At 66.5% G+C, this 12272-nt stretch carries 6 protein-coding genes; all 6 read left to right on the forward strand.

Annotated features, from left to right (window positions below; genetic code table 11):
* The 6 genes from E8A74_RS46475 (at nt 1) to E8A74_RS46500 (ending at nt 11837) form a co-directional block, all read left to right on the forward strand.
* Nucleotides 1–384, forward strand: a complete 384-nt coding sequence (locus E8A74_RS46475; RefSeq protein ID WP_136935614.1) for a GPW/gp25 family protein — start codon at nt 1–3, stop codon at nt 382–384.
* Nucleotides 381–2741, forward strand: coding sequence for a baseplate J/gp47 family protein (locus E8A74_RS46480; RefSeq protein WP_136935615.1), 2361 nt, complete (start codon nt 381–383; stop codon nt 2739–2741). Before E8A74_RS46475 ends, E8A74_RS46480 begins: the two co-directional genes overlap by 4 nt.
* Complete coding sequence (locus tag E8A74_RS46485; RefSeq protein ID WP_136935616.1) at nt 2738–5128, forward strand: baseplate J/gp47 family protein; 2391 nt, start codon at nt 2738–2740, stop codon at nt 5126–5128. The genes E8A74_RS46480 and E8A74_RS46485 overlap by 4 nt, the downstream gene beginning before the upstream one ends.
* Nucleotides 5125–7260, forward strand: a complete 2136-nt coding sequence (locus tag E8A74_RS46490; protein WP_136935617.1) for a hypothetical protein — start codon at nt 5125–5127, stop codon at nt 7258–7260. The genes E8A74_RS46485 and E8A74_RS46490 overlap by 4 nt, the downstream gene beginning before the upstream one ends.
* 61 nt (nt 7261–7321) lie before the next feature.
* Complete coding sequence (locus E8A74_RS46495) at nt 7322–10225, forward strand: DUF6519 domain-containing protein (RefSeq protein WP_136935618.1); 2904 nt, start codon at nt 7322–7324, stop codon at nt 10223–10225.
* Between the two features lie 121 nt (nt 10226–10346).
* The gene (locus E8A74_RS46500) at nt 10347–11837 is read left to right on the forward strand and encodes a hypothetical protein (protein ID WP_136935619.1); all 1491 of its coding nucleotides are present in this window, start codon (nt 10347–10349) and stop codon (nt 11835–11837) included.
* Nucleotides 11838–12272 lie beyond the last annotated feature (435 nt).

The raw sequence follows: 12272 nt of genomic DNA on the forward strand, positions 1-12272 counted from the left end.
ATGAAGCGATGCGATTACGCATTTCCGTTCCGCATCGACGGCGTCTCCGGCCAGGGGGCACGCGCGCCCAGCTATGAGGCGCATGTCGAGCAGATGATCCGCCAGGTGCTCCTCACGACGCCAGGGGAGCGCGTCAACAGGCCCCTCTTCGGCGCCGGGCTCCGACGCCTCTTGTTCGCCCCGAACGCCGAGCCGCTCAACGCGACCGCGCAGATGCTCGTCCTTCAGGCGTTGACCGACGCGCTCGCCGAGCACATCGACGTGAAAGAGGTGAAGGTCCATGGGGCCGGCGAGGTGGACGACGAGGGTCAGATCCTGATTCGCATTGACTACGTGATTCGCCAGACGCGCGCCCCGCAACACACGGAGGTCCTGATCCCATGAGCGGTATTGCCGACCGCGCGAAACTGCTCCGGCTGCACCCGGAGCTCAACGGGATCGATTTCGTCGAGATCGCGAACATCGCGCAGACGGAGATCCGTATCCATTTCGTGAACCCCGTCGACGACCTCGTGGGCGTCGTGACGGGCGCCACGATCACCGGAGGGGACGCGATCCCGAAGGTGCCCGTCCTGCCGATCGACGACGCCAACGACTGGGACGTCCCGGCGAAGGTGCTCACGCTGCGCGTCGCAGCGCCCGGGGATTTCTCGACGTACACGCTCGCATTGCAGAGCGCCTCCGGTGCGGGCACGCAATCGCTCGATCCTTATTTCGATCACGTCCCGTTCTCGTTCAAGGTCGGCTGTCCTTCGCTCGTCGACTGCGAGGCGCAGGCCGCTGCGTGCACGCCGCCACCCGCGGATCCGCCGCCCATCGATTACCTCGCCAAGGACTTCGAGAGCTTCCGTCGGGCGCTCCTCGAGTTCTCGGCGCGCCGTTATCCCGCGTGGGAGGAGCGGTCCCCGGCAGACTTCGGCGTCATGTTCCTGGAGACCCTCTCCAGCGTCGCCGACGACCTCAGCTACCTGCAGGACCGCATCACCGCCGAGGCGTGGCTGGAGACGGCCACGGAGCGGCGTAGCGTCGTCCGACACGCGCGCCTCGTCGATTACGAGCCGCGGCCAGCGACGGCCGCGCGCGTGCTGCTCCAGTTCGAGGTCACGGGCGGCCCGATCGGGGCGGGGCTCCCCGTGAGCACCCAGGGGCCCGACGGGACGACCCTCTTTTTCGAGACGGGCACCGGGCTCGGCGACCAGACGAAGTACCCGGTAAACCCGCTCTGGAACAAGTTCGAGCCGCATTGGTGGAACGACGACGAGCGATGCCTCCATTCGGGCGCGACGGAGATGTGGGTCGAGAAGCACGGGCTCGGCCTCACGGCAGGGCAAAAGATATTGATCGATACCCTGCCAGCCATCCCCGGAGATCCACCCGTGCGCGAGCTCGTCACGCTCGCGGCCGATGGCGAGGAGCGGATCGACCCGCTCGCCGAGGGAGGCGGCAAGGTCACGCGCCTCGTGTGGCGCCCCGAAGACGCATTGCGGCGTGATCACGATCTCACACGAACGACGCTCTCGGCGAACCTCGTCCCCGCGACGCAGGGGCAACGTTTCACAGAGACCTTCGCCACGGAGAGCGCGGCGATGCTCGGTCAGAAGGTGGCCCTCACGCGGACAGGTCCGGAAGGCACGCCGCAATACCTCTTCCCCCTCGACGGCGCGCCGCTCGCCTGGCTGTACCGCGAAGACGCCCCGGACGCGCGGCCTTGGCCCGAAATCCGGGTTACGCAGGTGAATACCAGCCCCGCCCGCCCGTGGGTGTTTCGGCGTAACCTGCTCGACGCGGAGAGCTTCGATGAGGCATTCACCGTCGACCCTGTACGGTATGCTCGCGTCGGATTGCCCGGCCCCACCGGAGCTGCGCCCATGGAGTACGACGGCGCCGAGGGGGATACGATCCGATTCGGGGACGGCTCTTTCGGCGTCATTCCCGAGGCCAAGTCCGTCTTTCAGGTGACCTATCGCGTGGGCGGTGGAGCCACGGGCAACGTGGCCGCCGATAGCATCACGCGTATCGTCCCGGGTGGGATGCTCGAAATGGTGGCCGCGAAGGTGACGAACCCCTTCCCGGCGACGGGTGGCGCCGATCCGGAGACGGACGAGGCTGTACGAAAGCTCGCGCCGCACGCATTTCGCGCGAAGACGCGCCGCGCGGTCCGCAAGGAAGACTATGAACGGATCGCCGGCGAGCTGCCCTGGGTGCAACGCGCAGGCACGACCTTCCGCTACACGGGGAGCTGGCTCTCCGTGTTCACAGCGCCCGACCCGCGCGGCACGGGCGAGCTCTCCCTCGACAGGCGCATCGAGCTCATCGAGGAGCTCGAGCGCGTGCGGCTCGCGGGCTACGAATCGCACGTCCTGCCGCCGCATTTCGTGGCGCTCGATATCGTCGTCGAGGTCTGCGCGAGGCGAGACGCCTTCAAAGCGGATGTCCGGGAGGCGGTGCTCGAAGCGCTGAGCGCCGCTCGCAGGCCCGACGGATCGACTGGATTCTTCCATCTCGATCGCTTCACCTTTGGCCAGGGCCTGTGGAGGAGCGCGCTCGAGGCCGCGGTGCAGCGCGTCCACGGCGTCGACGGCGTGCGCGTGGTCCAGTTCCGACGGCGCGGATCGCCCATCGGCTTCATCGATATGCCGGCGCTCGTCAAGGTAGGAAAGGCAGAGATCCTGCGCGTGGACTCGAACCCGAGCCGACCCGAGCGAGGGAGCGTCGACGTGCACGTGGAGGGCGGCAAATGAGTGACGATGAGAACGTCTGCCCGTGCGACACGATCGTGCACCCCCGGAGGATCCACAATCCGCCTGGGCTCGACGTGATCGAATATCGAACCGGCGATTATGCGAGCTTTCGCCAAGCCCTCTTGCAGGCGCTGCCAGGTGAGCAGGCGCTCGAGAGATGGCAGCCGAGCGCCGAGGGTGATCTGGCGTTGCAGCTCCTCGAGTGGTGGGCATACCTCGCCGACATCCTCACGTTCTACAACGAGCGCATCGCAAACGATTCTTATTTGCGGACGGCCTATCAGCCGGCGAGCGCCTCGCGCCTGGTCAACCTCCTCGGGTATCGCCCGAGGCCGGCGCTTGGCGCGACGGGCAAGCTTTCGGCGCTGCTGTCGGCTGGCCACACGAAGGTCACGGTGCCGCAGGGTCTCCCGCTGCAAAGCAAGCCCAGTCCGGGCGAGGTGCCGCAGATCTTCGAGGTGGACGCCGTCACCGCGGCGAGCGCGCCGGGCGTGCTGGAGGTGGACCCCGCCCTCGACACGGCGATCGACGGGTCGAGCGTGCTCCTCAGCGGCGTCATCAGCAGCGTGAGGCCATTCGACCAGCTTCTCCTCGTGGCGAAGAGCTGGAACATGTCGACCACCGGGTATGCGTGGGTCACGGTCCAATCCGTCGCCCACGAGAAGGATCCGCGCGAAAATATCAATACGCGGGTCACCTTCACCGCACCCCTGAGCGGATTCGGCGATGTGAAGGCGAAGGATTGTCGATTGCTCCGGAGCACGCTGGAGACGAAGCTCTACGTCAGGACGAATGCCCCTGGTATACTCGTGTTCCTCGAAGGGGTCGCGCACCTCACGTCCGTCGCTCGCGATCTCGCGGTCGGGGATCTCGTGTTGTTTGCATCGAGCCAGCGCAAGCACCTCGCGCAGGTCACCGAGTACAAGGAGGTCGTCTGGTACGAGAATGCGCCCGATGGGTATCCGGGGACGCCGCCGGGGACGCCGGAGGAGCCGGTCATCCCGCTTCCGAACCTCCATGCGGACATTTACTTCGCCCCCGGGGTCGGGATGCCGGTGTATGAATCCGATCCCCTGTCGGGTTACCGCGTCCTCTACGGCTTCCGCGACGTGGGCTCGCTGATCGACAACCCACCTGCGGAGATCAGCGTCGAAACGCTCACGTTGATCCCCCGCGCGGCGGTGCCGACCTCGCTCAAGCCCGGCAGCGAGGTGCTCGTCGAGGACGCGACGGGGAGCGGCTCGCTCGGCAAGGTGGATACGATCACGAGCGGCAAGATCGTGGTCGAGCGGTCCGACACGCTGCTCACGCTGAAGCCGCCGCTGCGCCTTTTCTACAATCTCCTCACCGTCTCCCGCGGCCAAACCGTGCCCCGGGAAGTCATGGGGGATGGCGACGCAACGAAGGTCGGTCAAACCTTCGCGCTCCAGCAATCGCCGCTCACGCACTTCGCAGGGGCCGTGCCCGGCGAGACGTTGCCCTACCGCAATACACTCCGGGTATGGGTGAACGACATCGCCTGGACCGAAGTGGAGAGCTTCTACGGGCAGCCGCCCGATGCGCACGTCTTCACGACCCGGCAGGACGAGGAAGGGAAGACGTTCGTGGTCTTCGGCGATGGCATAAACGGCGCGCGGCTCCCGACGGGGAAGGGCAACGTCGTGGCTTCGTACCGATATGGCGCCGGCGCGGCCGCGCCCAAGGCGGGGGCGCTCACCGTGCTCTTGAAGCCGCTCACGGGGCTCTCCGCCGTCCGCAATCCCGTGCCGGTGGGCGGAGGCGCGGACATGGAGTCGCCGGCCGCGACGCGGCGCGCGGGGCCGCGCTCCGTGCTCACGTTCGGTCGGGCGATCTCGGGAGACGATTACGAAGCAATTGCGTTCGCGGCCGGTGTGCCGAGGGTCAAATCCATTTTCGCATGGGACGCGGAGATGCAACGAGCGGTGATCAAGCTTTACGTGGGCGGTGATCCCGGCGCCGTGGGTGTCGCCGTGGCGGCGCTCGAGCCGGCGATCGACCCGAACCGACCCCTGCTCGTGCTGCCGGCAATACCAAAGAAATGCACCCTCGCGCTGGTCGTGGTCGCCGATCCTCGATACGAGGCGGAGGCGCTCCGCACGGCGGTGGAGAGCGCGCTGCTCGACCCCGACGCGGGTCCGTTCCGCGCGGGCGTCGGCCAGATCGGCGGCGCGATTTACGATAGCTGGATCATCGAGGCGTGCCTGCGCGTGCCCGGGGCCATCGCCGTGTCGTCGCTGGTCTTTGCCTCCTCGCCGTCCGATCCATCCGACACGCAAGAGCGGCACGACCCGGGCGAGGGCGGTTTCTTCACCCTCGCAGGCGAGGACCTCGACATCGCCATCGAGACGACGGGAGCACAGCCGTGACGACGATTTCAGACGGCTACGAGGCTTATTACACCGACAAGCTGTGGGGCCTCTTGCCCGAGGTGTACCGGGCGGAGGACTCCACGGATACGAGCAAGAAGGGCCCGCTGCGCGAGATGGTCCAGCGCATCGGCGTCCAGGCGGCCGTCCTGCGCCGGAGCATCGACCGGATGTGGGAGGACCAGTCGATCGAGACGTGCGACGATTGGGTCATCGCCTACGTCGGCGATCTCCTCGCGACGAACCTCGTTGCGAGCCTCGACGCGCGTGGACAGCGGCTCGACGTGGCCCGGACGATTCATTATCGGCGCCGCAAGGGCACGCTCGCGGTCCTCGAGCAAATCGCATCGGATCTCACCGGGTGGGACGCGCGGGTGGTCGAGTTTTTCCGTCGGATGGCGCGAGCGCGGCACGGGCTCGATCCCGAGATAGGCTGGCCCGCGGACAGCCCCGATCCCGAAAAGGCGCGCAAGCTCCAGGCGGTGCAGAGGCTCGTCGGGCGGCTGACCCATACCACTGCGGGGGGCTTTGCAGACCTCCGCAGCCCGCACGGCGCGCGCTTGACCGGGACCGCATTCGACGAGTTCTCGTATACCGCGGATGTGCGCGTGGGCCGAGGGCACACGGGATGGTACAACATCCCGCGTCTGGGCGTATTTCTTTGGCGGCTGCACAGCCTGCCCCTCGAAGCGGTGACGCCGGTCCAGGTTGCAGGGTGCCCGAATGAATACACGTTCGATCCGACGGGGCGGAAGAGCCCTCTCTTCGCGGCGTCTGCTCGGACCTATGGCGATGAATGGATCTCCCCGGACGAACACCAGCTCCCGGGACCCATCAGCCGTCTCTTGATGCTCGTGTCGCTCGAGGAGCTGTACGCGGCCGTCGATCCGGCGGAGCCGACGGCGGTCGAGCAGCGCTCGCTCGGCATCTTCCGCCAGAACGGCGCCTTCCTGGATCTGATCCCCGTGGAGCACGTCATCGCCGATCCGGGCGCGGATCCTGGGAATGACGACAAGAAGATCTACATCGATCCGGAGCAGGGCGTCTTCTTCATGCCGGCGAATCCGGATCCGCCCATTCCCGGGAGCGGGCCCCTCCGCGTCGCGTACCATCATGGCTTCCCATCCACGATCGGGGCGGGCGCTTATGACAGGCGGGTGCGCGGGCAGGTGAACCCACCGCCGACGAGCGCGCCGATCGACGTGAAAGGAGGCGATTCCGCGCTCGCAACGGCGCTCACGTCGTCGAGCGGCGAAGGGACGGTGCTCCTCCAAGATTCGCTCACCTATGGCACCGTCGTCGACGTGACCGTGACCGATCTCGTGCTAAAATCCGAGAATCGGGAGCGGCCCCTCGTCAGGCTCACGCCGGAGGGCCCGTTGTGGTCCTTCACGGGTGCGTCCGGCAGCTCGCTCGTGCTCGACGGTATCTTCGTGAGCGGGGGCGAAATCGCTCTGAAAGGCACGTTCGACTCGGTGGTCATCGTGACCTCGACGCTCGATCCGGGCAACCTGGATCCCGACACGAACACCTACGAGAGCAGCGTCGATGGCCGGCCCCTCGCTCCTTGCCGGCTGCGGATCGAGGGGCAGGTGCGGTCGTTAACGATCGAGCGATCCATCACAGGCCCGATTCAGGTCGTGGCCGGCGGCGCGGTGGAGCACCTCCTCATCCGGGACAGCATCGTGCAATCCCTCGGCGCGGAGAAAGCGCTCTCGGTCGTGGGCACGGGCGAGGTCGAGATCGAGCGCGCCACGATTCTCGGCCCCGGCGAGGTGCACCGCCTCCACGCGAGCGACACGATTTTCCACGACGTCATGACGGTCGCGGACACGCAGCACGGCTGCGTGCGCTTCAGCGCGTGGGCGGAGGGCAGCATGCTGCCCCGGCGGTATCATACGCAATCGATCACTCCGGCCGCGCCGATCTTCACCTCGACGCGGTTCGGACAACCCGGATACGCGCAGCTCGCGCTCTCGGCTCCCGCCGCCATCACGGAGGGCGGAACCGAGGGATCGGAGCCCGGGGCATTCTGGCGCGAGAAAAATGCAATCAAGGAGCGGAGCCTCCGCATCCGGTATCAAGAGTATGTGCCGGTAGGGCTCGCTCCGGTGTTCATTTACGTGACGTGAACGAGACCGCCTGACGATCGTCCGATCGCCAGGTTGCGACGCGGCAGCAGGGAAGGCAACCATGGGCAGCGACATCGCACGACGAACGTACGACGAAGGCAGGCAGTACCGACGGGTGATTGCGCAGCAGGGCCGCGCCGTCATCGAGGCAGACCTCAACGAGGCGCAGGAAATCACGACCGAGGAGCTCCGGAAGGAGGCGCTCGATTTCGTGGGTCCGGTCGGGACCCCCGATGACGGCTACAAGCTGAGCATCCAGGCGCCCGAGGAGGGCGCGCCGCAGGACATTCATATCGGACCCGGAACGATGTATGTCGGCGGAATGCGCGTGTTCCTGCCGTCGCCGGGGGTCTTTTATTCGAAACAGCTCGATTGGCTCGAGGACGCACCTCTGCCTAGCATGGCCTACGCGCAGATCAGCCTCCACCTCATCGAGCGGGAGGTCAGCGCCGTCGAGGATCGTCGCCTGCGGGAGGTGGCGCTCGGCGGCCCGGACACTGCGCAACGTACGCGCCTCCAGCAGCACTTCTTGCGGCACAATATCCCGTTCGCACCGACCTGCAAGAGCGCGTTCGACCACATGCTGGAGCAGTTCGAAGAGCTGGCAGGTCTATATTTCGACCCGAAGACCATGCGCGTCGGGTCGAAGGCCACGCTCGCCGCGACGTTCGTGCCACCGTCCCCGCTGCCCGACGAGTGCTCGCCCACGGCCCAGGCTGGCTATCTGGGCGCGGAGAACCAGCTCATCCGCGTGAAGGTGTGCAGCCCAAACCAGATCCTCTGGGGCTACGACAACGCATCCTCCCTCTACCGTGTCACCAAGGTGACGATCGACACGGCGACGGACACCAGCGTGCTCACGCTCGCGTCGAGCCCCGTGGATGCACAACACCAGCCGCGTATCGATCAATGGGTGGAAGTGCTGGTCGCGAGCGCAGACCTCGGCGACGACAACTACATTGCCGCCCAGGGTGGTGTCATCACGCAGGTCAAGGCGCAATACAATCCCGTCGACAAGACGATCAAGATCGGCGTGGCGCTCCCCGACGGATATCCGGAGGCCATTACGTCGAGTGCGCTCTTCGTGAGGGTATGGGAGGAGCAGCTCGACTTCACGCCGGACGCGGCCACGCCGATCGGGGATACGGGTCTCCAGGTGACGCTGAGCGCACCGGACGACTTCTTCGTGAAGGGCGACTACTGGATGATCGCGCTGCGGCCCGCCGCGCCGACCAAGATCTTCCCGGAGCGCTACAACGAGGGTCCGCAGCCGCCCGATGGACCGCGGCAGTGGATATGTCCTCTCGGCGTGGTGCGCCTGACCGACGGAGGTCTGGTCATCACCGAGGATTGCCGCCAGCATTTCGATAATCTGGTCGAGCTGACGCGCCGGCGAGGTGGCTGCTGCACGGTGACGGTGAAGCCCGAGGACGTGGAGGGCGGCGCAGGGCTCCAGGAGCTCATCGATGGCTTCATACCGACGTTGGATAGCGGCGTCGCAGTGCGCCTCTGTCTGCTACCCGGCGTGTACGTTCTCAATGCCCCCTTGCGGCTCGGGTCGGACCATGCAGGGCTGACGATCGAGGGTTGCATCAAGAACAGCGCTGTCCTCCGGGCGAACACGTCGTTCCAACATGACTTCGTCGACGGGCTCGTCGTGCTCGTCGACACTTCGTCCGTGACCTTGCGCGGCTTGAGCTTCATTCTACCGCGCGTGCATTTCGAGGGAGCGGGTGCGTCTTTCGGCTACTTTACGCCGTCGTCGCTCTATACGGCGGCGGCGGAGGACGGGGAGGAGATCGACCTGCGCACACTCCAGGTGGCCGTCGGCGTACGGCTGGTCAGCTCGAACGGCATCGAAAGCAAGAACATCACCATCCGCGACTGCGTATTCCAGTACAATGAAATCTACGTGGCGGAGGAAGACTTTGCCTTCGCCGCAGGCCTCTTCATCACGGGCAACGTGCGAGGGCTCGAGGTGCAAGACAATCGATTCATCCGGGATGTACCTCCCGCCGGCGCATTCAAGAAATACTACTATGGTTGCCTGCACGCCCCGGCAACCACGATCGAGGATTATACCCCCCCCTCGCCGGAGCGTAGCGAACCGGCGACGGCTGACGTATGGTCGCTCCCGGCTCGCCTCGACGATGCGGTGGTTCGTGGAAACGCTTTCAAAGGCCTCACGGCGGCCGCAGCCGTGTTCCACGGCGACAACCGCAGGATTCGCGTAGAAGCGAATCGTGTCGACGCGTGCGGCTCGGGTGTGCTGCTGCTGTCGACTGACGCATGGTTCGTCTCGGACTCCGCTCTCAGCGCGAGGGAAGAGACCATCGATTCCCACATCGATGGAGCGTCGGCCGCGACGGCCATCAGCAGACTGCAGAATCTACGCCGGAATTTAGCTCTCGACGAGGGCGGAGCGATCGCACGAGCCTACCCCCTCCCGAGCGGCGCCATCCCGCCCACCAGCACGGAGGTCATGGGGCCCCTGCCGTTCACCTCGCTGCGGGAACTGCTGGTTTACGTCGAAGACACCACTTTGGAGGAGGTGACGCAGGGAAGGCTCGTCCTCCATGTCAGCGGGAACGAAATCGAGTCGGACTCGGATTCGGGCGCGGCATTGCTCGTGTGGGCGCCGCCTCCCGAGCCAAGCGAGCCTCCCGAGCCCGCCGGCGAGGTGATCATCGGCATGAATCGTATGACGTGCGACACCCGAACGGCGGTCGTGATGCTCTTCCAGGTGGGACGCGCCACGGTCCAGGGGAACATCATGCGCAACGGTACCTCGGCCGGATCGGGCCTCAGCCTCGTGATGTTGCCGGAATCGGAGGAACAGAGGCGCGCCGCCATCACGGGCAATGTGTTCCGATTGGCGTCGGTGTTGCCCAAACGCGATACGTTCGCGGGGACGTACGTCCCTTGGCAATTCTTCAATCATGAAGAAGGCGCGCTGCCGGTATGAGCCACTCCCATCGAACCCAGGGGATCCAAGGTCGAGGCTTCCGGGTATAAACGCCGCCGCGTGCTTCACGGCCGAGCCAAACGGATTGGACGTCACCTCGGACCCGGCGTAAAATGTCGCCATGTACCAGGACGAAGAAGGAGCCGCTCGGCCGTCGAGCCGTCGCAATCCACGACAGGAGCAGACCTGGGCGGCGGCGCTCGCGCCATGCCTGCTCCTCATGGCGTGCTCGCGCAGCTCGGAGACGCCATCCCCCGCCGCCTCGAGCAGCGCCCTTGCGCTTCCGTCCGCGTCTCCGCCGCCTGGCACGGCCTCCGCCGCCCCGACGGCAGGGGCAGCGCCGCCCAGCGCTCCCCTGCGCCTGCGTCCCCCCCTGGCAGCCACCTACCACAACGGTGAGCTCTTTCTTGCCGGCAAGGAGCACGACGGCGAGCGCCACGTCCTCGCCCGCGCGCCAGCAGCGGCAGGGTTGCTCGAACGGACCGCGGTCCTACGCACGCTCGGCGAGGTCGAACGGGTGAGCGAGCTTCAGTTGTTCGCCGGGAGCGGGGGCGTGGCCGTGGTGGCCACGACCTCCGCAGGCGGAACGGGAAAGCAGGTGCTCTACCGCTTCCACGGGAACGGAACCGAGCCCCTCTCTGCCATCGATCCGGTGAGCATCGACGAGCGCGCAAGCGTCTGCGCGACGCTCGACGGAGTCGCTTATACCGCTCCTCCGCCAGGGCCCGCCGCCCAGGCGGAGGATCTCCTCCATCCGCGCCCCTGGAGAGCGCTCGTCGCGCCGTTCTTGCCCGATGCGCGGCCCCCCCAGGTACCGAGCGCGCTGCTCGCCGGAGGTGCAGACAGCGCAGGCATGTTCTGCGGCCCCCACCGCGTCTTCCTCATTGCCGAGAACCGCGCCTCCGTCGGGGGTTCGTCGGAGCACGCGGCCGCGCCCGTGCAGTTGCCCCGCTACGATCCTCCGCCGTGCCCATGCCATTTTCAGCTTTCGGCCGAGGACGACACGCTGGTCGAGGCCCGGAGCTGTTGTCATGGTGAGCTCGCGCTGCGCACGTGGCAGCCGCCGGCGCAGGCGCGAATGCTTCGAATCCACGGGGCCGAAGACGAAGGCCCAGGCGCGCTCGCAGGCGAATCGACCGCGATCAATCTGGAAGTCTTGCGGGCGACGGGTGACTTCGTGGGAATCGCGGGCACGCGCCGGCTGCCATCGAAGCTGCCGCGCCGGTCCGATCTTTCGCCGAATGCAGATTGGAAGGACACCGTCGTGGAGGCGATGGTGGTGGAGCGAGCGACCGGACGCACGCGCGTGACGGCCCCGGAGCTCGCGCGCTTGCCGCCGGGTACGAAGCCTGGCCACTTCTGGGGCGGGTGGAGCGGACCGCGGTTCATTCTTGCTTTTGCGATCGAGGGAGGAGGATTGTGGCATGCAGTTCTCGATCCGGCCAGCAGCACAGTCGCTCCTGCGCGCGTCGACGCTCGAGCCGATGGGGTTGCTTTCGCCGGGTGCGACATGGCGCGATGTTATGCAATCGCGCTCGCACGTGACACGGGGACTGCGGGCGCCGTCGAGGGTGCCGAGCCTTTGGCTGCCCATGTGATCACATTCCCCTGACGAGGCCAGCCGGCGCCGACCGTGCGCCCGGAGAAGACGGAACACGGCCCTTGAGAATGTCGCGCTGACACGCACAACGGCCGAGGAGGGACATCTCTTATGAGCTTCACGCACGCGCACAGAACCTCGAGGCAACCGACCCCGGCTCCGACATTCCGCTCCGGCTTCGGCCATGCAAGGACGGCGCGCACGAGAGAGGCGGGAGTCGAAGCCACGAAGCAGGTAGGTTCCCCCGAGCAGACTTCGACGAGCGCTGGTTTGCTCCAGACGCGCCCGTCCTTCTCTGTTTTCTCCGAGCACGAGCCTGCATGTAGACGCTCACCCAAATCCGCGGAAAACGTGACCACGAGTTCGGCCTGGTGGGCGTCACGGCGCGTGTCGAGCCCTGGGGCGAGAAGTTCGTCACGACGACAAACCGCGCGTAGGACGGGGGCT

The sequence above is a fragment of the Polyangium fumosum genome, from assembly GCF_005144585.1.
In the GTDB taxonomy this organism is placed as follows: domain Bacteria; phylum Myxococcota_A; class Polyangia; order Polyangiales; family Polyangiaceae; genus Polyangium; species Polyangium fumosum.

Bases quoted from the DNA above. Each gene is read 5' to 3' on its own strand.
- E8A74_RS46480 (WP_136935615.1), top strand. From the start codon at position 381: ATGAGCGGTATTGCCGACCGCGCGAAACTGCTCCGGCTGCACCCGGAG.
- E8A74_RS46475 (WP_136935614.1), top strand. From the start codon at position 1: ATGAAGCGATGCGATTACGCATTTCCGTTCCGCATCGACGGCGTCTCC.
- E8A74_RS46495 (WP_136935618.1), top strand. From the start codon at position 7,322: ATGGGCAGCGACATCGCACGACGAACGTACGACGAAGGCAGGCAGTAC.
- E8A74_RS46500 (WP_136935619.1), top strand. From the start codon at position 10,347: ATGTACCAGGACGAAGAAGGAGCCGCTCGGCCGTCGAGCCGTCGCAAT.
- E8A74_RS46485 (WP_136935616.1), top strand. From the start codon at position 2,738: ATGAGTGACGATGAGAACGTCTGCCCGTGCGACACGATCGTGCACCCC.